General features: G+C 72.4%; 19 protein-coding genes and 1 tRNA gene. 6 read left to right on the top strand and 14 right to left on the bottom strand.

Going from position 1 to position 21,921, the window contains the following annotated elements:
* The first annotated feature begins 11 nt into the window (after positions 1–11).
* Positions 12–845, top strand: a complete 834-nt coding sequence (locus ACZ7LU_RS33985; protein ID WP_471918924.1) for a trans-aconitate 2-methyltransferase — start codon at positions 12–14, stop codon at positions 843–845.
* Here ACZ7LU_RS33985 and ACZ7LU_RS33980 read toward each other — a convergent pair.
* The 4 genes from ACZ7LU_RS33980 to ACZ7LU_RS33965 are packed head-to-tail and all read right to left on the bottom strand — an operon-like array spanning position 820 to position 3,069.
* The gene (locus ACZ7LU_RS33980) at positions 820–1,071 is read right to left on the bottom strand and encodes a type II toxin-antitoxin system RelE family toxin (RefSeq protein WP_468555813.1); all 252 of its coding nucleotides are present in this window, start codon (positions 1,069–1,071) and stop codon (positions 820–822) included. The two genes, ACZ7LU_RS33985 and ACZ7LU_RS33980, sit on opposite strands and share 26 nt — an antisense overlap.
* The gene (locus ACZ7LU_RS33975; protein WP_468304695.1) at positions 1,068–1,322 is read right to left on the bottom strand and encodes a type II toxin-antitoxin system Phd/YefM family antitoxin; all 255 of its coding nucleotides are present in this window, start codon (positions 1,320–1,322) and stop codon (positions 1,068–1,070) included. Before ACZ7LU_RS33975 ends, ACZ7LU_RS33980 begins: the two co-directional genes overlap by 4 nt.
* Positions 1,323–1,381: 59 nt before the next feature.
* A complete protein-coding gene (locus ACZ7LU_RS33970) occupies positions 1,382–2,068 on the bottom strand; it encodes a TetR/AcrR family transcriptional regulator (protein ID WP_398303459.1) in 687 nt (228 codons plus the stop codon).
* A complete protein-coding gene (locus ACZ7LU_RS33965) occupies positions 2,065–3,069 on the bottom strand; it encodes an acyl-CoA desaturase (RefSeq protein ID WP_398303461.1) in 1,005 nt (334 codons plus the stop codon). Before ACZ7LU_RS33965 ends, ACZ7LU_RS33970 begins: the two co-directional genes overlap by 4 nt.
* A gap of 278 nt (positions 3,070–3,347) precedes the next feature.
* Between ACZ7LU_RS33965 and ppc the strand changes: the two genes are divergently transcribed.
* The gene (gene ppc, locus ACZ7LU_RS33960) at positions 3,348–6,092 is read left to right on the top strand and encodes a phosphoenolpyruvate carboxylase (RefSeq protein WP_398303463.1); all 2,745 of its coding nucleotides are present in this window, start codon (positions 3,348–3,350) and stop codon (positions 6,090–6,092) included.
* 129 nt (positions 6,093–6,221) lie between these two features.
* Here ppc and pth read toward each other — a convergent pair whose 3' ends face one another.
* The 6 genes from pth to ACZ7LU_RS33930 form a co-directional block, all read right to left on the bottom strand.
* Positions 6,222–6,824 carry an aminoacyl-tRNA hydrolase gene (gene pth / locus ACZ7LU_RS33955; protein WP_468610198.1) on the bottom strand — a complete coding sequence of 201 codons (603 nt, stop codon included), beginning with the start codon at positions 6,822–6,824 and terminating at the stop codon, positions 6,222–6,224.
* A gap of 103 nt (positions 6,825–6,927) precedes the next feature.
* Positions 6,928–7,521 carry a 50S ribosomal protein L25/general stress protein Ctc gene (locus tag ACZ7LU_RS33950; protein ID WP_398303467.1) on the bottom strand — a complete coding sequence of 198 codons (594 nt, stop codon included), beginning with the start codon at positions 7,519–7,521 and terminating at the stop codon, positions 6,928–6,930.
* Between the two features lie 179 nt (positions 7,522–7,700).
* Positions 7,701–8,675, bottom strand: coding sequence for a ribose-phosphate diphosphokinase (locus ACZ7LU_RS33945; RefSeq protein WP_150168841.1), 975 nt, complete (start codon positions 8,673–8,675; stop codon positions 7,701–7,703).
* A gap of 113 nt (positions 8,676–8,788) precedes the next feature.
* Positions 8,789–10,237 carry a bifunctional UDP-N-acetylglucosamine diphosphorylase/glucosamine-1-phosphate N-acetyltransferase GlmU gene (gene glmU / locus ACZ7LU_RS33940; protein ID WP_468087298.1) on the bottom strand — a complete coding sequence of 483 codons (1,449 nt, stop codon included), beginning with the start codon at positions 10,235–10,237 and terminating at the stop codon, positions 8,789–8,791.
* 130 nt (positions 10,238–10,367) lie between these two features.
* Positions 10,368–10,440 (bottom strand) — tRNA-Gln (locus tag ACZ7LU_RS33935).
* 27 nt (positions 10,441–10,467) lie between these two features.
* Positions 10,468–11,352, bottom strand: a complete 885-nt coding sequence (locus tag ACZ7LU_RS33930; protein WP_471918923.1) for a hypothetical protein — start codon at positions 11,350–11,352, stop codon at positions 10,468–10,470.
* A gap of 167 nt (positions 11,353–11,519) precedes the next feature.
* Between ACZ7LU_RS33930 and ACZ7LU_RS33925 the strand changes: the two genes are divergently transcribed.
* Entirely contained in the window at positions 11,520–12,842 is a 1,323-nt protein-coding gene (locus tag ACZ7LU_RS33925) for a sensor histidine kinase (protein WP_398303473.1), read from the top strand.
* Between the two features lie 44 nt (positions 12,843–12,886).
* On the opposite strand, the gene ACZ7LU_RS33920 is transcribed toward ACZ7LU_RS33925, so the two are convergent.
* Both ACZ7LU_RS33920 and ACZ7LU_RS33915 read right to left on the bottom strand, forming a co-directional pair.
* Complete coding sequence (locus tag ACZ7LU_RS33920) at positions 12,887–13,417, bottom strand: SUKH-3 domain-containing protein (protein ID WP_471918922.1); 531 nt, start codon at positions 13,415–13,417, stop codon at positions 12,887–12,889.
* A gap of 70 nt (positions 13,418–13,487) precedes the next feature.
* Positions 13,488–14,153 (bottom strand): YwqJ-related putative deaminase, encoded by a 666-nt coding sequence (locus ACZ7LU_RS33915; protein WP_471918921.1) that lies wholly within the window; start codon positions 14,151–14,153, stop codon positions 13,488–13,490.
* Between the two features lie 273 nt (positions 14,154–14,426).
* Here ACZ7LU_RS33915 and ACZ7LU_RS33910 point away from each other — a divergent pair, with 273 nt between their 5' ends.
* The 3 genes from ACZ7LU_RS33910 to ACZ7LU_RS33900 all read left to right on the top strand — a co-directional run bounded on the left by ACZ7LU_RS33910 (position 14,427) and on the right by ACZ7LU_RS33900 (position 19,770).
* Positions 14,427–15,419: an SMI1/KNR4 family protein gene (locus tag ACZ7LU_RS33910; RefSeq protein ID WP_398303477.1), complete on the top strand. Its 993-nt coding sequence runs from the start codon at positions 14,427–14,429 to the stop codon at positions 15,417–15,419.
* 7 nt (positions 15,420–15,426) lie between these two features.
* On the top strand, positions 15,427–18,633 hold the full coding sequence (locus tag ACZ7LU_RS33905; protein ID WP_471918920.1) for an SUKH-4 family immunity protein: 3,207 nt from the start codon (positions 15,427–15,429) through the stop codon (positions 18,631–18,633).
* A 234-nt stretch (positions 18,634–18,867) separates the two neighbouring features.
* On the top strand, positions 18,868–19,770 hold the full coding sequence (locus ACZ7LU_RS33900; protein ID WP_468087306.1) for a cellulose-binding protein: 903 nt from the start codon (positions 18,868–18,870) through the stop codon (positions 19,768–19,770).
* A 12-nt stretch (positions 19,771–19,782) separates the two neighbouring features.
* Here ACZ7LU_RS33900 and ACZ7LU_RS33895 read toward each other — a convergent pair whose 3' ends face one another.
* The gene (locus ACZ7LU_RS33895; RefSeq protein ID WP_471918919.1) at positions 19,783–21,381 is read right to left on the bottom strand and encodes a sodium/solute symporter; all 1,599 of its coding nucleotides are present in this window, start codon (positions 21,379–21,381) and stop codon (positions 19,783–19,785) included.
* Positions 21,378–21,857, bottom strand: coding sequence for a DUF485 domain-containing protein (locus tag ACZ7LU_RS33890; RefSeq protein WP_471117054.1), 480 nt, complete (start codon positions 21,855–21,857; stop codon positions 21,378–21,380). Before ACZ7LU_RS33890 ends, ACZ7LU_RS33895 begins: the two co-directional genes overlap by 4 nt.
* Positions 21,858–21,921: the final 64 nt, after the last annotated feature.

The raw sequence follows: 21,921 nt of genomic DNA, 5'->3' as shown, positions 1-21,921 counted from the left end.
AGGCCCGCCCCATGCCCGCAGCCACCCCGACCTGGGACCCCCACCAGTACCTGCGCCACGCCGGCCACCGGTCCCGCCCCTTCGCCGACCTCCTCGCCCGCGTCCCCGAGCTCCCCGCCGACGGGCGGCCGCCCCGCGTCGCCGACCTCGGCTGCGGGCCCGGCACCGTCACCCGGCTCCTCGCCGAGCGGTGGCCCACCGCGCACATCACCGGGTTCGACAACTCACCGGAGATGCTGGCCCGCGCGGACCGGCTCGCCGGCCCCACCGCCGGGGGCGGCCGCCTCGACTTCGCCCCGGCCGACGCCACGGAGTGGACCCCGGCCCCCGGGGCGTACGACCTGATCCTCTCCAACGCGACCCTCCAGTGGGTGCCGGGCCACCCCGACTCCTTCCCCGCCTGGATCGCCGCCCTGGTGCCCGGCGGCACGTTCGCCTTCCAGGTCCCGGGCAACTTCGACGCCCCCAGCCATGTCCTGATGCGGGAACTCGCCGCCTCCCGGCGCTGGCGCGACCGCCTCGGCGACGTCCTGCGCCACGCGGACGCGGTGCTCTCGCCAGGGGCGTACCTGGCACGCCTCGCGGACCTCGGCTGCGAGGTCGACGCCTGGGAGACGACGTACCAGCACCTCCTCACGGGTGAGGACCCGGTCCTCGACTGGGTCAAGGGCACGGGCCTGCGCCCGGTCCTGACGGCCCTGGCCGACGACCCGTCGGCGACGGAGGCGTTCCTCGCGGAGTACGGGGAACTGCTGCGCAAGGCGTACCCGCCGACTGAGCACGGCACGGTGTTCCCGTTCCGCAGGGTGTTCGCGGTGGCTACGGCGTGCGGCCGAGGTGCGTGACGAGGATGCGGATGACGGTGTCGTCGATGATGTACAGAACCCTGTAATCGCCGACGCGAAGGCGGCGAAGGTCGGCCGATCCGTACGCTCTGGAGCCCACTGGGCGTGGATCGTGAGCCAATCCGTCGATGGTGTCCAGGAGCGCGGCGAGGCCGCTCGGGTCCTCCTTCAGGAACCGGGCCGCGGCATCGAGGGCGTGTGGCTCGAAGAGGATCTCGTAGGTCACGGGCGTTCGAGCCCCAGCCGCTTGCGCACCTCGGCCATGGGGATACCCGGCTCGAGGGTGCCCTCCGCCTTGCGGCGCTGGTAGTCGGCGAGTGCCAGAGCGTCTTCCAGATCCTCTATGACATGCGGTGAGACGAGCAGCGCGGCCACGTGTCCGTGGTCGGTGAGGGCGATGGTCTCCCGGCTGTGGGCGGCCCGGCGCACCAGGTCGCCGAGTTGTGCACGGGCCGCGCTGATCGCAATCTCGGTCATGCGCCAAGAGTGCATGACATTAATCTAGTGGTCAATGTGTGGCCAAAGCTCGATGGGCCTCAGCTCTTGCGGTGACCTATCAGGCGCGGCTTGGGCTCAAGACCGTCCAGACCGTGCCACGCCAGATTGACCAGATGCGCCGCCACCTCCGCCTTCTTCGGCTTCCGCGCGTCCAGCCACCACTGGCCCGTCAGCGCGACCATGCCGACCAGCGCCTGCGCGTACAGCGGCGCCAGCTTCTGGTCGAAGCCGCGGCCCTTGAACTCCTGGCCCAGGATGTCCTCCACCTGCGTCGCGATGTCGGAGATCAGGGAGGCGAAGGTGCCGGTGGACTGGGCCACCGGCGAATCGCGGACCAGGATGCGGAAACCGTCCGTGTACGTCTCGATGTAGTCGAGGAGGGCGAACGCCGCCTGTTCGAGGAGCTCCCGGGGGTGCCCGGCGGTGAGCGCCCCCGTCACCATGTCCAGGAGCTGACGCATCTCGCGGTCCACCACGACCGCGTAAAGCCCCTCCTTGCCGCCGAAGTGCTCGTACACGACGGGCTTGGAGACGCCGGCCTTCGCGGCGATCTCCTCCACCGACGTGCCCTCGAACCCCTTGGCGGCGAACAGCGTGCGACCGATGTCGAGGAGCTGCTCCCGGCGCTCGGCACCCGTCATCCGGGTCCGGCGGGTGCGCCGGGGCTGCTTCTCTTTGCCGGCAGGGCTTGAATTGCTGGAGTCGGTCGCCACGTCGTCCATCATGCCGCGTCAGCGGCCTGCGGCTGGCGGCGGGAGTCGATGCGCGACTTCGACGGCCACCGCACGTCGTACGCCCAGCCGAGCCGCTCGCACCAGCGGATGATCCGCGCCGACGAATCGATCTGGCCCTTCATCACGCCGTGCCGCGCCGACGTCGGGTCGGCGTGGTGGAGGTTGTGCCAGGACTCGCCGCAGGACAGCACCGCGAGCCACCACACGTTGCCCGAGCGGTCACGCGACTTGAAGGGCCGCTTGCCCACCGCGTGACAGATCGAGTTGATCGACCACGTGACGTGGTGCAGCAGCGACACGCGGACCAGCGAGCCCCAGAAGAACGCCGTGAAGGCGCCCCACCACGACATCGTCACCAGACCGCCCACCACCGGCGGGATGGCCAGCGACACGATCGTCCACAGCAGGAACTGCCGGGAGATGCGGCGGATCGCCGGGTCCTTGACCAGATCCGGGGCGTACTTCTCCTGCGAGGTCCGCTCCTCGTCGAACATCCAGCCGATGTGCGCCCACCACAGCCCCTTCATCAGGGCCGGGAGCGTCTCGCCGAAGCGCCACGGGGAGTGCGGGTCGCCCTCCGCGTCCGAGAACTTGTGGTGCTTGCGGTGGTCGGCCACCCAGCGCACCACGGGACCCTCCACCGCCATCGACCCGGCCACCGCGAGCGCGATCCGCAGCGGCCGCTTCGCCTTGAAGGAGCCGTGCGTGAAATAGCGGTGGAAGCCGATGGTGATGCCGTGGCACCCCAGGAAGTACATGAAGACGAGCAGGCCGAGGTCCAGCCAGCTCACCCCCCAGCCCCAGGCCAGCGGCACCGCCGCGACCAGGGCGAGGAACGGGACGGTGATGAAGAGGAGCAGGGCGATCTGTTCGACCGAGCGCTTCCGCTCACCGCCCAGCGTCGCGGGGGGCGGCGAGCCGGCCGGGCCGGTCGCCCGCGGAGCGTCTTGGATCACATCGGCGTCGGAGTACGCATCGGAGGTTGTCGTCATGGGCACGTCCCCTATGGGGTCGAGGGCTGGGGTGGGAGTAGTGCACGGGCACGGTTCCTGCAACGGCTGCGATACCACGTTACCTACGGTTCCGTAACCTACGGCTACGTAAGTATGGCAGGACGGAGCTCCGGGGCAAGAGCCCGCGAGCTCTGTGCCCGAAGTGACACCTATCCTTGGACACGGTCGGACAGCGCGGTCCGCTCTGTATCTCCCCGGTTTCCCACGGAAACCCCTCCCAGTCTTGAAGCGCTTCAACACTGCAAGGAGCCGCACCTGTGAGCAGTGCCGACGACCAGGGCCAGCAGGCCACAAGCACCGCCAGCGCCGAGCTGCGCGCCGACATCCGCCGCCTCGGCGACCTGCTCGGCGAGACCCTCGTACGCCAGGAGGGTCCCGAACTCCTCGAACTGGTCGAGAAGGTCCGCCGTCTGACGCGCGAGGACGGCGAGGCCGCCGCCAAGCTCCTCGGCGGCACGGAACTGGAGACCGCGGCCAAGCTGGTCCGCGCCTTCTCCACGTACTTCCATCTGGCGAACGTCACCGAGCAGGTCCACCGCGGCCGCGAGCTGCGCGCCCGGCGCGCCGCCGAGGGCGGCCTCCTCTCCCGCACCGCGGACCGCCTCAAGGACGCCGACCCCGAGCACCTGCGCCAGACCGTGCAGAACCTCAACGTGCGCCCCGTCTTCACCGCGCACCCCACCGAGGCCGCCCGCCGCTCCGTGCTCAACAAGCTCCGCCGTGTCGCCGAGCTCCTGGAGACCCCGGTCATCGAGTCCGACCGGCGCCGCCACGACACCCGACTGGCCGAGAACATCGACCTCGTCTGGCAGACCGACGAACTCCGCGTCGTCCGCCCCGAACCCGCCGACGAGGCCCGCAACGCCATCTACTACCTCGACGAGCTGCACGCCGGCGCCGTCGGGGACGTACTGGAAGACCTCACCGCCGAACTGGAGCGCGTCGGCGTCCAGCTGCCCGAAGGCACCCGCCCCCTCAGCTTCGGCACCTGGATCGGCGGCGACCGCGACGGCAACCCGAACGTGACCCCCCAGGTCACCTGGGACGTCCTGATCCTCCAGCACGAGCACGGCATCAACGACGCGCTCGACATGATCGACGAGCTGCGCGGCTTCCTCTCCAACTCGATCCGCTACACCGGAGCCACCGACGAGCTCAAGGCCTCCCTCCAGGGCGACCTGGAGCGGCTGCCCGAGATCAGCCCCCGCTACAAGCGCCTCAACGCCGAGGAGCCCTACCGCCTCAAGGCCACCTGCATCCGGCAGAAGCTGGAGAACACCAAGCAGCGCCTGGCCAAGGGCACCCCGCACGAGCCGGGCCGCGACTACCTCGGCACGAGCGAGCTCCTCGAGGACCTCACCCTCATCCAGACCTCGCTGCGCGAGCACAAGGGCGCCCTCTTCGCCGACGGCCGGATGAACCGCACCATCCGCACCCTGGCCGCCTTCGGCCTCCAGCTCGCCACCATGGACGTACGCGAGCACGCGGACGCCCACCACCACGCCCTCGGCCAGCTCTTCGACCGCCTCGGCGAGGAGTCCTGGCGCTACGCGGACATGCCCCGCGAGTACCGCCAGAAGCTCCTCGCCAAGGAGCTCAGGTCCCGGCGCCCGCTCGGCCCGTCCCCGGCCCCCGTGGACGCCGCCGGCGAGAAGACCCTCGGCGTCTTCCAAACCGTCAAGAAGGCCCTCGAAGTCTTCGGACCCGAGGTCATCGAGTCGTACATCATTTCGATGTGCCAGGGCGCCGACGACGTCTTCGCCGCCGCCGTCCTCGCCCGCGAGGCCGGGCTCATCGACCTGCACGCCGGCTGGGCGAAGATCGGCATCGTGCCGCTCCTGGAGACCACCGACGAGCTGCGCGCCGCCGACGTCATCCTCGACGAGATGCTCGCCGACCCGTCGTACCGCCGTCTCGTCGCCCTCCGCGGCGACGTGCAGGAGGTCATGCTCGGCTACTCCGACTCGTCCAAGTTCGGCGGCATCACCACGAGCCAGTGGGAGATCCACCGGGCGCAGCGACGCCTGCGCGACGTCGCCCACCGCTACGGCGTGCGGCTGCGCCTCTTCCACGGCCGCGGCGGCACCGTCGGCCGCGGCGGCGGCCCGTCCCACGACGCGATCCTCGCCCAGCCCTGGGGCACCCTGGAGGGCGAGATCAAGGTGACCGAGCAGGGTGAGGTCATCTCCGACAAGTACCTCGTGCCGTCCCTGGCCCGCGAGAACCTGGAACTGACCGTCGCGGCCACCTTGCAGGCCTCCGCCCTGCACACCGCGCCGCGCCAGTCCGACGAGGCCCTCGCCCGCTGGGACGCCGCCATGGACGTCGTCTCGGACGCCGCGCACTCCGCGTACCGGCGCCTCGTCGAGGACCCGGACCTGCCGACGTACTTCCTCGCGTCGACCCCGGTCGACCAGCTCGCCGACCTGCACCTCGGCTCCCGGCCGTCGCGACGCCCCGGCTCGGGCGTCTCGCTCGACGGCCTGCGCGCCATCCCGTGGGTCTTCGGCTGGACCCAGTCGCGGCAGATCGTCCCCGGCTGGTTCGGCGTCGGCTCGGGCCTCAAGGCGCTGCGCGAGGCCGGTCTGGACACCGTCCTCGACGAGATGCACGAGCACTGGCACTTCTTCCGCAACTTCATCTCCAACGTCGAGATGACCCTCGCCAAGACGGACCTGCGGATCGCCAGGCACTATGTCGACACGCTCGTGCCGGACGAGCTCAAGCACGTCTTCGACACGATCGAGGAGGAGCACGAGCTGACCGTGCGCGAGGTCCTGCGGATCACCGGCGGGGACGAACTCCTCGACTCCCACCCGGCGCTCCAGCAGACCTTCGCGATCCGCGACGCGTACCTCGACCCGATCTCGTATCTTCAGGTCGCGCTCCTGAAGCGGCAGCGGGATGCCGCGGCGGCGGGGCAGGAGCCTGATCCGTTGCTCGCGCGCGCCTTGCTGCTCACGGTCAACGGTGTGGCGGCGGGGTTGCGTAACACCGGCTGACGCGCCGGCCCACGTGACAGGGCCCCGCATCGCTTCGGCGGTGCGGGGCCCTGTGTGTTTTTGACCGCGGGTTCGCCGTGGCCGGGCGCGCAGTTCCCCGCGCCCCTGAAGCGGCGCTTTGCGCGCCCCTCAGGAGTTGTATGTGCTCTGGGCGCGTTCCAGGCCCTCGATGATCAGGGCCTCCACCGCGTCCGCCGCCCGGTCCACGAAGTAGTCCAGCTCCTTGCGCTCCGTCGAGGAGAAGTCCTTCAGGACGAAGTCCGCGACCTGCATCCGGCCCGGCGGGCGGCCGATGCCGAACCGCACCCGGTGGTAGTCGGAGCCCATCGCCTTCGTCATCGACTTCAGACCGTTGTGGCCGTTGTCGCCGCCGCCCAGCTTCAGCCGCAGCGTGCCGTAGTCGATGTCCAGCTCGTCGTGGACCGCGACGATGTGCTCCGTCGGGACCTTGTAGAAGTCGCGGAGCGCCGTCACCGGGCCGCCGGAGACGTTCATGTACGACATCGGCTTCACCAGGATCACCCGGCGGTTCGCGGGGCCGGGCGGACCGATGCGGCCCTCGATCACCTGCGCCTGGGCCTTCCCGGCCCGCTTGAACTTGCCGCCCATGCGGTGCGCGAGCAGGTCGGCCACCATGAAGCCCACGTTGTGCCGGTTCATGGCGTACTCGGGGCCCGGATTGCCGAGGCCCGCGATCAGCCAGGGGGCGCTGGCGTCGGTCGTCACGTGCATGTCTCCTTCATACGCGGTCCTGCGCGCGTCTCTGACCTCATACGCGGCAGCCGCCGCCCCCCGAGGGAGCGGCGGCTGCCGTGCCGAACGTGCGTCGCGAGGCTCAGGCCTCGGCGGCCGCGTCGCCCTCGGCACCCTCGGCCGGGGCCTCCTCGGCCTGCGCGGAGAGGATCTGCAGGACGACGGTGTCCTCCTCGACGGCCAGCGTGGAGCCGGCCGGCAGCGGGATGTCCTTGGCGAGGACCGCGTCGCCGGCGTCCAGACCCGCGATGGAGACGGTGACCGACTCCGGGATGTGGGTGGCCTCGGCCTCGACCGGCAGGGTGTTCAGGACGTGCTCGAGCAGGTTGTTGCCCGGCGCCAGGTCGCCCTCGGTGTGGACGGGGATCTCGACGGTGACCTTCTCGCCGCGCTTCACGATGAGCAGGTCGACGTGCTCGAGGATGCCGATGCGCAGGGCGTCACGCTGGACGGCCTTCGGGATGACGAGCTCGCTGCGACCGTCGATGTCCAGGTTGATCAGGACGTTCGAGGTCTTCAGCGCCATCAGGGTGTCGTGGTGCGGAAGGGCGATGTGGACCGGGTCCGTGCCGTGGCCGTAGACGACGGCGGGCAGCTTGTCGGCGCGACGCAGACGACGGGCCGCACCCTTGCCGAACTCGGTACGGGTCTCGGCGGTGATCTTCACCTCGGACATGTGCACTCCTCGTATATGCAGTGACGGAAAAGAATCGGTCACCCGGCCACGAACGGCCTGCTACGAAGAGCGCGTCGATAACGGACAGCCACACAGAAAAGTGCGGCCTCCCTCGCCGAGCAACTTCAGCAGTCTACTCGGCGACGGAGGCCGCACCAAAAGGATCTTCCGAGCGGGTCCTACTGCTCGTCGAAGAGGCTCGTCACCGAACCGTCCTCGAAGACCTCACGCACCGCGTTCGCGATCGTCGGCGCGATGGAGAGCACCGTGATCTTGTCGAGCTCGAGCTCGCTCGGCGTGGGCAGCGTGTCCGTGAAGACGAACTCGCTCACCTTCGAGTTCTTCAGACGGTCCGCGGCGGGACCCGAGAGCACACCGTGCGTGGCCGTCACGATGACGTCCTCGGCGCCGTGCGCGAACAGCGCGTCCGCGGCGGCGCAGATCGTGCCACCCGTGTCGATCATGTCGTCGACCAGGACGCAGACGCGGCCCTTCACCTCACCGACGACCTCGTGCACGGTGACCTGGTTCGCCACGTCCTTGTCGCGGCGCTTGTGCACGATCGCCAGCGGCGCGCCGAGACGGTCGCACCAGCGGTCGGCGACGCGCACGCGGCCGGCGTCCGGCGAGACGACCGTCAGCTTCGAACGGTCGACCTTCGCGCCCACGTAGTCCGCGAGGATCGGCAGCGCGAAGAGGTGGTCGACCGGACCGTCGAAGAAGCCCTGGATCTGGTCCGTGTGCAGGTCGACCGTGAGGATGCGGTCGGCACCCGCGGTCTTCATGAGGTCCGCGATCAGACGCGCCGAGATCGGTTCACGCCCGCGGTGCTTCTTGTCCTGCCGCGCGTAACCGTAGAACGGCACGATGACCGTGATGGAGCGGGCCGACGCGCGCTTCAGCGCGTCGATCATGATCAGCTGCTCCATGATCCACTTGTTGATCGGAGCGGTGTGGCTCTGGATCAGGAAGCAGTCGGCGCCGCGCGCCGACTCCTGATAGCGGACGTAGATCTCGCCGTTGGCGAAATCGAAGGCCTTCGTCGGCACGATGCCGACACCCAGCTTGTGTGCGACCTCCTCGGCCAACTCGGGGTGGGCGCGGCCGGAGAAGAGCATCAACTTCTTCTCGCCGGTCGTCTTGATCCCGGTCACAGCACTGTCTCCTCAGAGAGTTCTTCCCGCTGCCGTACTCACGCGTCCCGGTGCGTCGAGTCGGCCGAATGTGCACTATCACGGTACGCCGTGTCAGACGCACCTGTTTCCGGTCAGCTTTCGCCGGCCGGCTCCCGGGACGCCGCCTCCGCCGCCTTCGCGGCCGCGCTCCCCGGACGCTTACGGGCCACCCAGCCCTCGATATTCCGCTGCTGGCCCCGGGCGACGGCCAGCGAACCGGCCGGCACGTCCTTCGTGATCACGGACCCGGCGGCGGTGTACGCGCCGTCCCCGACCGTGACAGGAGCCACAAACATGTTGTCCGAACCCGTACGGCAGTGGGACCCCACCGTCGTGTGGTGCTTCGCCTCGCCGTCGTAGTTCACGAAGACGCTCGCGGCACCGATGTTGGAGTACTCGCCGATGGTCGCGTCGCCCACGTACGACAGGTGGGGCACCTTCGCGCCCTCACCGATCGTCGCGTTCTTCATCTCCACATACGTACCCGCCTTGGACTTGGTCCCAAGCCGGGTGCCGGGCCGCAGATACGCGTACGGGCCGACGTTCGCCCGCTCGCCGATCTCGGCGTGGTCCGCCACGCTGTTGTCGACCCGGGCGCCCGCGCCCACCGTGGTGTCCCTCAGCCGCGTGTTGGGCCCGACCTCGGCGCCCTTGCCCACGTGCGTGGCGCCCTGCAACTGCGTCCCCGGGTGCACGACCGCGTCCCGCTCGAAGGTGACCGTGGCGTCCACCCACGTCGACGCGGGGTCGATGACGGTGACGCCCGCCAGCATCGCCTCGGTCAGCAGCCGGTCGTTGAACGTCCGTCGCGCCTGGGCCAGTTGCACGCGGTTGTTGATGCCCGCGATCTCCTCGTGGTCGTCGGCCACGGCCGCGCCCACCCGGTGCCCGGCCTCGCGCAGGATCCCGAGGACGTCCGTGAGGTACTCCTCGCCCTGGCTGTTGTCCGTGCGGACCTTGCCGAGGGCCTCCGCGAGGAGTCGGCCGTCGAAGGCGAAGACGCCCGAGTTGATCTCGCGGATCGCGTGCTGGGACTCGGTGGCGTCCTTGTGCTCCACGATCGCGGTGACGGCGCCGTTCGCGGCGTCGCGGACGATGCGGCCGTAGCCGGTCGCGTCCGGCACCTCGGCGGTCAGCACGGTCACGGCGTTGCCGTCGTCGCTGTGGACGGCGGCGAGCTTTTGCAGCGTCGCGCCGGTCAGGAGCGGGGTGTCGCCGCAGACCACGACGACGGTGCCGTCGACCGGGCCGCCGAGCTCCTCAAGGGCGATGCGGACGGCGTGCCCCGTGCCGTTCTGCTCGGCCTGGTAGGCGGTGCGGACCTGCGGCGCGACGGCGCCGAGGTGCTCCCTGACCTGCTCGCTCTGGAAACCGACGACGGTGACGAGCTGCTCGGGCGAGAGCGCGGAGGCGGCGTGGAGCACGTGCCCGATGAGGGAACGGCCACAGATCTCGTGCAGGACCTTGGGCAGGTCCGACTTCATACGGGTGCCCTCACCCGCTGCGAGGACGACGACGGCTGCCGGGCAGGTTGCGCTCACGGGGGATGCCCTTCGGCTTCGGATGGGTTGGGGTTCCTCTGGGGGGAGGACATCCGCAGGATACCGGGGCGTTGTGGGGCGGAAATGAGGGCGGGTCCCGACCTTGGCGGTCAGGACCCGGCAAAAAGTGCTCCCCCATCAGGATTCGAACCTGAACAGACGGTACCAAAAACCGCAGTGCTGCCTGATTACACCATGGGGGATGAAACTCGACTAAACCGGACACTGGGTCAAGTCGCCGAGTCGGCACCCAACACTATGCCGTACCAAGCCCCTTCCATGCGACGGTAGAGATCGGCGCTTTGGCGAACGTAGACGATGAGACAGCCGTGATAGGCCTCCCCGGTGTTCCTCCGGACCGTGCGAGGGTTGTGCCTACTCAGCGTCGCCCTGTTGAACGCGGTGGCTTCGACTCCGACGACGCCCGCCCAGAAGGCCTCGGCGGCGGGCACGTCGGCGCTCTCGTGGATGCTCAGGCGCAGGGTCAGCCGATCCTTCGTGACGCCTAGCGAGGCGAGCCAGCGCAGGTGGAAGCGGATCACGTCCGGGTCGCTGTTGATGAACTGCAGGACCTCGCTGCGGCGGTAGGTCTTGCTCTTGGTGCCCTCGGCCCAGTAGAGGGCCACCCCCGCGAGGAAAAGCTCACGCTCCGACAGGTGCCCCACTGTCCGCATCGCGGCGTCCTTCTGCGCTCGGCGTTCCCGCTCCTGCGCGGCGCGCAGTTCGGCGAGACCCGCGTTCATGCGCGTTCTCTGCTCCTCGGGTGTGCAGCGGGGCTCTGGCGAAGGCAGGTCCCGTACCCACAGCGAGACGGAACTCTTGGAGCAACCCAGCTCTGTCTGGATCTCGTTGTACGTCCACCCTTGGCGCCGCAGCTCGCGCGCTCGTCGCCGATGGCTGTCCTTCGCCCTCGGGCGTTTGGTCCACTCCGCGGGCGGCTCCCCCTGGACCAGTCGACTCAGGGTCTCCTTGCTGCGCACGTCGAGCTCGGCGGAGATCTGCCGCAGGCTCAGCCCCGCCCGCCGCAGCGCGACCGCCCTCTCCCGCAGTCCCTCGAAGTCCCCGTACTTGCCCGACTCGCCCGTGCCGCCCTCGGCGGGAGTGATCTCTGTCATGGGACGACCGTCGGGCGGAATGGGGTGTTCCGGGGTGGAACCGTGAAGGGTTCAACAGTTCGAGGGATAACGGTGCGTTTCGCTTTCGGTCGAACGGGGCGTGTGCTGGATCACCGAGCGGGAAACTCACCGGAAAACCGGGGCGGAACGCCCGTACGCTGGAAGGCATGACCACGACGGGGGACGACCGCACCACGGCCATGACCGGGCCGTGGTGGTGGGAGCGGTGGCGCGGTGCCGCGCTGGACGCCGGGCTCGCGGTGCTGTCCGCGGCGGAGTGCGGAGCGGAGGGAGTCGCCTTCGCGCGGGACGCGGGACTGCCCGTGCCGGTGGGCATCGCCTTCGGTGTGCTCGCGGGTGCCGCGCTGCTGATCCGGCGGCGCTGGCCCGTCGCCGTCGTGCTGATATCGATCGCGATCACGCCCGCGCAGATGGGCGTGCTCCTCACCGTCGTCGGCCTCTACACCCTGGCCGCCTCCGAGCTGCCGCGCCGCATCACGGGCGCCCTCGCCGGCATGTCGATGGCGGGGACGCTGATCGTCGCGCTGGTGCGGGCCAACCAGGACATGGCGGAGGGCAGCCCGTCGATCGGTAGCGAGTTCATTCCGTTCTTCGCGGTGACCGCGGCGATAGGGGTGACCGCGCCGCCGGTGCTGCTCGGCCTGTACGTCGGCGCGCGGCGCCGTCTCGTGGAGGGCATGCGGGAGCGGGCGGACAGCCTGGAGCGGGAGCTTCAGCTGCTCGCCGAGCGGGCCGAGGAGCGGGCCGAGTGGGCGCGGAACGAGGAGCGGACCCGGATCGCCCGTGAGATGCACGACGTGGTCGCGCACCGGGTGAGCCTGATGGTGGTGCATGCTGCGGCGCTGCAGGCGGTGGCCCGCAAGGACCCGGAGAAGGCCGTGCGGAACGCGGCGCTCGTGGGTGACATGGGCCGGCAGGCGCTGACGGAGCTGCGGCAGATGCTCGGGGTGCTGCGGACCGGGGACGGCACGGAGAGCGCGAAGCCCGTCGATCCGCTGCCGCTGGCCGCCGTGGGGTTCGCGGCGGCCGCCGCGGCGTCGCGCGCGGTCGACGAGGACGGCCCGTGCCTGGCGGAGCTGGAGGAGCTGGTGGGCCAGTCGCGGGCGGCGGGCATGGCGGTGGACCTGTCGGTGCAGGGCGAGCCGCGTGACTGTTCCGCGGAGGTGGAGCAGACCGCTTACCGGGTGGTGCAGGAGGCGTTGACGAACGTCCACAAGCACGCGGCGGGCGCGAAGACGTATGTGCGGCTTGCGTACCGGGGCGCGGAGATCGCGATGCAGGTGGAGAACGAGCCGCCGCCGGAGCCGGACGGGTCGGCGGACGCCCGCCTGCCGAGCGGTGGCAACGGCTTGGTGGGGATGAAGGAGCGGGTCACGGGCCTGGGCGGCGTCTTCGTGTCGGGCCCGACGGACGGCGGCGGCTTCCGGGTCTCCGCGGTGCTTCCGGCGGCGCCCGCGTTCGCGGGGTAGCGGCGCCGCCGGCGGGCGTAGTACGGGTGGGTCCCGGGCGGGCCCTAGAAGCTCGCGGTGGCCGAGAGGCGGGTGGGCTGGGCGCCGGTGATGAGGGTGGCGAGGGCCTGGTCGATGTGGGCGCCGAGGAACCAGTCGCCGCTGTGGTCGAGGCTGTAGACGCGGCCTTCGACGTCGATCGCCAGGAGCGCCTGGTTGTCGGGCTCTTCGCCGATGGGGCACACCTCGGTGCCGAGGGCGCGGCCGAGGTCGCCGAGGGTGCGGGCGAGGTGCAGGCCGTACATGGGGTCGAGGTGCACCGTGGCGGGGGCTATCTGGCGGCCGGGTCCCTGCGGCGTGATGTGCAGACCGCCGAATTCGGCCCAGGCCTCGACGGCGGCGGGAAAGACGGTGTGCCGGTGGCCGGCGGGTGAGGTGTGGCGGCGCAGGGCGTCGGCCCAGATCTCGGCCTGCTTTATGTCCCAGTGGCCGGGGCGCCAGCCGGCCGCGCGGAGGGCGGCGTCGACGGGGACGGGGAATCGCGTGCTGCCGCCGGCGGCGGGCGAGGTGGCCGTGGCGGGGTGTTCGGGGTGCATCGGGTGGCCCTCGTTCGGTCGTGGGGGCGGTCGTGCGGGCGGTCGTGGGGGGTGGTCGGCCGGTCGGCGGTCAGGCGTCGCTCGTCGTGGGGTCGACGACCCGGACGCCGAAGTGCGCGGTGAGGGCGGCGCAGGAGCGGCAGGGCTGGGCGAAGGCGCCGTGCAGCGGGTCGCCGTCCTCGCGGATGCGGCGGGTGGTGAGTTTGGCGTGCTTGAGGGCCTTGCGGGCCTCGCCGTTGGTCATGGGTTTGCGCGAGGCGCGTTTGGAGCGGCTCGCGTCGGCCGCCGTGAGGTGGCGGGAGATCAGGATGGCCTCGGCGCAGCGGCCGGTGAAGCGTTCGCGCTGGCCGCTGGTGAGGGCGTCGAGGAAGTCCTGGACGAGCGGGTGGAGCGCGGGCGGTTCGTCGCCGCGGCGTGCGGTGCAGGTGAGCGTGGTCTGCCCGCGTACGGAGAGGGCGGCGGCGACGGTGGGCAGGATGCCGTCGCGGCGCTGGCGCAGGATGGGCGCGTGGGCGGTGGTGGCGCTCCAGCCGACGCGGGGGTCTCCCGCGCGCGGGTCGCCTGCTGCGCGGGGATCGCCTGCGCGTGCGTCGCCTGCCCTCGGGGCGCCTGCGCGCGAGTCTCCGGTGCCCGGGATGGCCGCCGGAGCGTGCCCCCGCGCGGTGGTGTCGTTCGTCGTGGTGGCCGCCGTCGTGGACAGCGTGTGGCCGGACATGCCGCTCTGTGCCGTCTGCATCGTGCTCTTCCCTCCCCCTGCTCGCGGCGGTCACCGCGTGTGCCACGCCCCCGCGTTGCGGGGGACAGCCTGCCAAATGGGGCGGGTGGTGCGGAAGCTGGGGCACTGCGACACGCCTGGCTTTCCGTCGGGATTCGTCGCACGGTGACCGTCCGGTGGCTCGTGGTCATGGAACCGGAGGCCCGGTGACCGGTGCCGTTCTTGCGCATAGGCTGTGTCGACATCGCAGGACCAGAACCAGAACCTTCCACAGTGCCGCAGGGGGCAACCGCCATGACGACAGGTCGGCTGGGGCAGCAGTCCGCGCCGCCGAACGCGGCCTACGCCGGGCAGGTGGTGCACTTCCCTGACCCGGTCCGTGCCGCGCGCCATCCCAGGGGGGTGCGGGTGGACGAGCACGGTTTCCCGGACTTCTCGTCGTACGCGCGTGCCGCCGCGGAGATCGCCGAGCCGCCCGAGGGGTTCGGTGTCGACGAACTCCGCCTGACGGACTACGTGTCGGCGAACGCGGCGATGGCCGCGGCGGGCCACGAACTGTGGGACACGATTCCCGCGGTGGCGACCCCGCACGGCTGGACCTGGCACCACGCGGCGCACAGCCGCCGTCTGGAGCTGGTCCCCGTCGAGGTGAAGGCGCTGCTGCGGCATCACGGCGGGATCGCGACGACGGCCGTGGACCAGGAGAAGAGGGGCACCCGCCCGCTGCAGGAGACGCGTCCCGCGCACTTCGGTCTGCCGAAGGCCTCGGTCGCGGTGACCGAGCAGCAGGTGCAGGGCGTGGAGGAGGACCTCGGGTACCGGCTGCCGGGCGCCTACCGCTCTTTCCTGAAGGCGGCGGGCGGCTGCGCGCCGGTCGGCGCGGCGCTCGACGCCGAGCTGGGCCTGCTCGTGGACCAGCCGTTCTTCACGGTGCGGGACGAGGCCGCGGTCAACGACCTGGTGTACGTGAACAAGTGCCTGCGCGACCACCTGACCAAGGACTACCTGGGTGTCGGGTTCGTGCAGGGCGGCCTGCTCGCCGTGAAGGTCAAGGGCGACCGGATCGGTTCGGTGTGGTTCTGCGCGTACGACGACGCGCGCGACGTCTCGGAGGCGGCGGGGTGGCCGCCGGCCGAGCGGGTGCGGCGGCTGCTGCTGCCGTGCGGCGACGACTTCGACGTGTTCCTGTCCCGGCTCGCGGGCAATCCGCCCGAGCTGGAGACCGTGGCGAACCTGATGGTGGACGGCGGCTTCGCGCAAGCCGTCCCCGTGCCGGGTGGGGAGTGACGCAACAGTGGTGACCTTCGCGCAGGCGCAGGAGCGCGCCGAGGAGTGGATCAACGGCGACGTGCCGGGCTATCAGCACCGTGAGGTGCGGGTCCGGGAGTTCGACCTGGGGTTCGTCGTGTGGGCCGAGGACCGCGAGCACGGTCCGGTGTCGGACGGCGGCGGGCAGCGGCTCGTCATCGCGCGGGACAGCGGCGACGCGACGCTCTGGCCCGCACTTCCGGTGGGCGAGGTGATCCGCCGGTACGAGGAGGAGTACGGCCTGCCGGACGCGGCGCCGCAGGACGCGGTGCCTGCGCCCCCGGAGCGGGTCGACCTGAACCAGACGTCGTTCCTGCTGACGCCTCCGGAGTGGCTCCAGGAGGCGGCGGACAAGATGGGCATTCCGGACCGGCGCTCGGGGGCGGGGAGTTCGGGTTCCGGGGGGTCGGGTTCCGACGCACCCGGTCCCGGCGTATCTGGCTCCGACGTATCCGGTCCCGGCACATCCGGTTCCGGCGCATCCGGCTCCGGTGAATCCGGGGAGCCCGCGGTGGCCGAGGAGCTTCCGGTTTCCGGGTTCCCGGAGGTGCCGGGTGCGCCCGCGACTCCCGCAACTCCCGCCGCTCCGGGGAGCGGTACGCCGTGGCCCGCGGCCGCCGCCTCCGACGAGGACGACGTGCCGGGGCGCGACGACAGTCTGCCCGCCACGTCGCCGGGTGTGCCCGCGGGGGCGACTCCGTGGGCCGGTACGGACACCAACTCCGATGCGGGCGAGGACCATTCGGTGCCGCTGCCCGCGACGGTGTTCGCGCCGCCGCTGGCCGGCCTGGACGAGGACGACACCCCGCCGCCGGGCGTCGCACCGGAGGCCAAGACGGCCCTGATGCACGGGGGCAGTCAGCTCCCGGCGACGGCGATCGCTCCGGCACTGGACACTCCGGCGCCGGGCGGTCCGGCGGGTCCGGGTGCCCCGGCTCCGGGCGGGCCTGGGGTTTCTGGTGCTTCGGCTCCGGGCGGTCCCGCGGGGCCGGGCGCCCCGGCTTCTGCTGCTCCGGGTGCTTCGGCGCCGGGTGGCTTCGCTGCTCCGGCTGCTCCCGGCGTTGGTGCTGACGCGGCTTCGGCTCCGGGTGGGCCCGGGTCCTCGGCTCCTGGCGCCCCGGCCGCTCCGTCTCCGGGCGGTCCTGCGGCTCCGGGCGCTCCCGGTACTCCCGCCGCGCCGGCCCCGGGCGCCCCGGCCCCGGGCGCCCCGGCTCCGGGCGCCCCGGCGCCGGCCGCCCCCGTCACCCCTGCCGGTCCGCCGCCCGCCCCGCCGCAGCCGCCCGTCGGCTCGCCGACGCCTCCGCCGCCGAGCGCCCCCGAGGCCCCCGGCGCCTCCGTGTACGGGTACCCGCAGGCGCCCGGCGCCCCGGGCGCCGGGAACATCGCGGACGCCGCCACCAGCAAGGCGGAGGGGCCGCCGCACGGCTCCCGCGCGGGCGGGGCGAGCACACCGCCGCCTCCCGCCCCGCCGGGCGCGCCCGCCGGAAGTACGCCGCCGCCCTCGGGGCCCGGCGCCCCCGGCACGCCCGCCGGTGGTTACGTTCCGACGCAGCTCGTGTCCTCGCTCGGCCCGGACGGCCCTCAGCCACCGGCCGCTCCCGCCGCTCCCGGTACGCCTCCTGGTACGCCCCCCGGTGGGGTGCACCACGCGGCGACGATGCTGGCGGACCCGAGCATGGGCGGCCCCGGTGGGGTCAAGCCGCCGGCTCCCCCCGGCGCTCCGGGCGCTCCGGGTGCCCCTGGCGCCCCCCAGCCTCCCGGTCCCCCCGGTCCCCCCGGTCCCCCCGGTCCCCCCGGCGCTCCCGGTACGCCCCCGGGCGGGGTGCACCACGCGGCGACGATGCTGGCCGACCCGAGCATGGGCGGCCCGGGCGCCCCGGGCGGTGGGCTCAAGCCGCCCGCTCCCCCCGGTGCCCCCGGCACCCCCGGTGCGCCGCAGCCTCCGGGTCCCCCCGGTCAGCCCGGCGCCCGCCCCGGCGCTCCGGGCGCACCCGCCGGCCCCGGCACCCCGCCGCCCCCCGGCGGCGGCGTCCACCACGCCGCGACGATGCTGGCCGGCCCCCCGGTCGGCGGCCCGGGTGCGCCCGGCATGCCGCCGCCGCCCGCGCCGGGCCACCCCGGCCCCGGCGCCCCGGGCATGCCAGGCGCTCCCGGCATGCCGGGCGGCCCCGGCGTACCGGGTGGCCAGCCGTACGGATACCCGCAGCAGCCCACCGGTCAGCCGACCGTCGGCCCGGGCTACCAGGCCGTGCTGCGCTACCGCGCGGCCGACGGCTCCGAGCAGCAGCTCATCCGGCGTTCGGCGCCCGGCACCCCGCACCCGGAGTGGCAGATCCTGCACGAGCTGCGCGGCCTGAACGTGCCGCCGCAGCAGGTGCTGGAACTCCACACCGAGCTGGAGTCCTGCGAGCTGCCGGGCGCGTACTGCGCCCGCATGATCCGCGAGACCTGGCCGCAGGCGCGGATCACGTCGATCGCCCCGTACGGCAGGGACCACGCGTCCCGCCGCCAGGGCATGCAGCAGCTGCTCGCGCACCAGGGCGAGTTGCACCAGGTCGCGGACGGACCCGCCAGGCCCGCGCCGGTGCGCGCACCGCTGCAGCAGGTGCCGCCCGCCCCGCCGATCCCGCCGGAGGGCGTCGCGCAGGAGCTGGCCGCGGCCTTCGGTCCCGGCATTTTCCGGTTCGACCAGCGGGCGGTGTCCCGGCAGGGCGTGCCGGACATCGTGGCGCACACCCTCGTGGTGGCGGGACTGCCCGTCGACTTCGGGCCGTTCTTCTGGGCGCAGGCCCAGCCGGGACGCCCGGTGCCGACGCTGGCGGAGCTGGCGCAGGAGCGGGGTGTGCAGCCGGCGTCCGACGCGGGTTCGTACCTGGTGATGGGCAGTGACTTCGGGCGCGCGCTGTGCGTCCAGTACGGCACGGCGAACATCGTGGCGGTGCCGGTGGAGGCCGGCCCCGGTGGTGCGCCCGTGCCGCCGCAGTTCGTGAACACGGGGCTGCCCGAGTTCGCGCGCTGCATGGCGTTGCTCGGCCGGATGTGGCGGCTGCGCTTCGGGCTGAACCAGGAGCAGGCGGGCCGTTGGACCGTCGACTTCCAGAACCAGCTGGCGGCTCTCGACGGGGCGGCGCTCGCGTCGCCGGAGAGCTGGTGGTCGGTGCTGCTCGAGCAGATGTGGGACGGCTTGCTGTAGCCACTGCCCTGTGAATGAGCGAGGCGCCCGACCCGGAGCACGGGCGGGCGCCTCGGCCATTCGGGGCGTGGGCGGCGGGAATGACGCCCCGATTCCGACTTCCGGCCCCAATTGACGCATCCTTGACCGGGCGGAGTGGGCGGAGTGTCGGGTTATGAGCGCTTCCGCTTGATCCATCAAGATGTGCGCCAATCGCGCTGTACGCGCGTGGTACGCCGGAGAGGTGGTCCAAGGATGAGCAGCAGCGGTGCATCGTCGTCGCCGCACGGCTTCGTCACGGTGCGGGGGCGCGGCTACCGTCCCGAGCAGGTGGAGGCGTACGCCGCCGGTCTTTCCCGGGCGCGGGACGAGGCGTGGGAGCGGGCCGCCCGGCTGACCGTCCTCGCCAAGGACATGGAGGTGGAGGCCGAGCACCTGCGGGACGTGGTGTCGCGGCTCGCCCCCCAGACGTACGAGACGCTGGGCGAGCGCGCCCGGCAGATCCTGGCCCTCGCCGAGGCGGAGGCCGCCGCCCTGCGCGAGGCCGCGGAAACCGAGGCGCGGCGGCTGACGGAGACGGCCGAGGCCGCGGCGCGTGAGGTGCGGGAGGCCGCGCGCGCCCACGCCGAGAAGGTGGGCGCCGAGGCGGACGAGCGGGTGCGGCAGCGGCTCCTCGCGGACCGGGCGACGGCCGACGAGGCGCGGATCTCCGCGCGGCGGGACGTGAAGGCGTGGCGCGGCGAGGCGCTGGCCGCGCTGCGGGAGATGCGGCAGCGGTGCGAGGCGCTCTTCGCCGAGCAGGAGAAGGAGCAGGGCGAGCGGTGGGAGGCCGCCGAACGGGAGATCGCGGAGCGGGAGGCGGCGTCGGACGCGCGGGACGCGGAGCGGGTGGCCGCGGCGGAGGCCCGGCTCTCCGCCGCCAAGCGGGCGTTCGCCGAGGCGGAGGAGTCCGCGCGGCACCGGCAGGAGGACGCGGAGGCGCACGGCGCGGAGCTGGTCGCGGAGGCCGTCCTGGTCGAGGAGCGGCTGGCCCGCGACACGGAGCGGGTGCTGCGCGAACACGGCGAGCAGTGGGACGAGGTGCGGGCCCACATGGACCACGTACGCAGCAGCCTGGCCGCCCTGACGGGCCGCGCACCGGCGGAGGAGACGCCCTAGGCGCTGGTTCGGTCACCTTCCCCTGCGGGCCGCCCCCGCCAGGATCCAACCCTCCACCGCCTCGTACCGCTTGCGGTGGTCCTGTGCTTCGGCGGGGCCCGAGAGGCGGGTGCCGAGCCAGCCGAGGAGGAAGCCGAGGGGGATGGAGGCGATGCCGGTCGTCGTGAAGGGGAACCAGGTGAAGTCGTGGTTCGGGAAGGCGGCGCCGGGGCTGCCGGAGACCAGGTTCGTGCCGGTCATCAGGACCGTCGAGCCGAGTGTGCCGCCGAGCAGGGTCCAGAGCAGGCCCGTGCGCGTGTAGCGGCGCCAGAAGAGGGTGTAGACCAGGGCGGGGGCGAGGGCCGAGGCGCCCAGGCAGAACGAGAGGGTGGCCAGGGGCTGGAGGCTGTGGTCCTTGACGAGGACGGCGAGGGCGATCGCGAGGGCGCCGGTGGCCAGTGCGGAGGCGCGGGCCAGGGTCATCTCGCGGCGGGGCGAGCAGGCGCGGCCGTGGGCGAGGACGTCGTGGGCCAGAGAGTTGGCGCAGGCGAGGATCATGCCGGCCACCGAGGCGAGCAGTGTCAGGAACAGTGCCGTGGTGACCGTCGTGAAGACCAGCGTCTCGGCGGTCGAGGTGTGGGTGCCGAACGCGGCGCGGGCGCCGAGCAGGAAGGCCGTGTTGCCCTGCGGGTCGTCCTGCGCGATGGCGGCGCCGCCGATGAGCGCGGTCGCGCCGAATCCCACGACGGTGATGACGAGGACGAAGAGGGAGACCGAGGAGACCGCCCAGGACATGGAGCGGCGTATCTCGCGGGCGGTGCGCGCCGTGTACATGCGCATGGTGACGTGGGGGAGTGCCGCGCCGCCGAGGACCACCGTCAGCTCGGAACTGAGCATGTCCAGGCGGGGGTTGGGGCTGTCCGCGAATTGGAGGCCGGAGCGGAGGAAGGCCGGTCCCGCTCCGCTGCCGCGCTGCGCGGCGGTCAGCAGGGCGCCCGCGTCCCAGTCGAAGCGGCGCAGGATCAGCGCGGCGATCACCGCGCCGGAGCCGAGCAGCATCACCATCTTGAGGATCTGGATGAGGGCGGTGCCCTTCATGCCGCCGATCGCCGCGTAGCTGATCATCAGGACGCCGAGCGCGACGATGCAGCCGGTCTTGAGGCCGTCGTCGGAGAAGCCGAGCAGGAAGGCGAGGAGGTCGCCCGCGCCCGCGAGCTGGACGAGCATGAGCGGGAGCAGGGCGGCCAGGGTGGCCGCGCACACGGCGATGCGGACGGCGCGGCCCGGCATGCGGCGTGCCACGACGTCGCCCATGGTGAACCGGCCCGCGTTGCGCAGAGGTTCGGCCAGCAGGAACATCAGGAGGGTGAGGGAGAGCGCCGTGCCGAGGGCGAGGACCACGCCGTCGTAGCCGAGGAGGGCGATCACGCCGGTGGTGCCGAGGACGGTGGCGGCGGAGATGTAGTCGCCCGCGATGGCGAGGCCGTTGCGCATCGGGGAGAGCGCCCCGAAGCCGGTGTAGAACTCGTCGAGGTCGTCCCGGTCGGGCCCGGTCAGGACGCAGAGCAGCAGCGTGAGGGTGACCACGACGGTGAAGGCGACCAGGGACATGGTCTGTGCCTGGTCGCTCATGCGGGTTCACCGCCCGTCCGTGCGGGGGCCGACTCGCTCTGCCTGCGCAGGCGTTGGGCCAGCGGGTCGACGCGGCGGCGGGCCGTGTGCTCGTACAGAACGAGGGCGAGGCAGGTGACGGGCAGCTGGCCGAGGCCGAGCAGCAGCCCGGTGTTCAGGCCGCCGGAGACGGTGCCGGCCAGCAGGGAAGGGGCGAGGGCGGACAGGAGGAGGAAGAGCGTGAAGTAGCCGAGCGCGGTGAGGGTGGCGATCCTGCGCTGCCGTCGGTAGGCGCCGCGCAGCTTGCGCAGGTCGCTGTGGCGGCCGGGCGCGGGGTGGCGGGGGAGCGGGGGCGGCGGTGGCGGCGGTGGCGGGGGCGGTGGCTGCCAGGGGTAGGTGAGGTGGGGCTCGGGGGCGGTGAGGTGGGGCTCGGCGTGGGGGAGGTGGGGCTCGGGCCGTGGGGGCGGGACGGGGGCGTCGTACGGGGGGTGGGTCATCCCGGTTCTCCTTGCGCGGCTTCCGGTCCGTGGCGGACCGCAGGGAGCGAGGGGAGCGAGACGT

The organism is Streptomyces sp. NPDC039462, assembly GCF_055639375.1.
The sequence above is the reverse complement of the archived record's forward strand: the minus strand, read 5'-3'. Positions and strand labels throughout refer to the sequence as shown.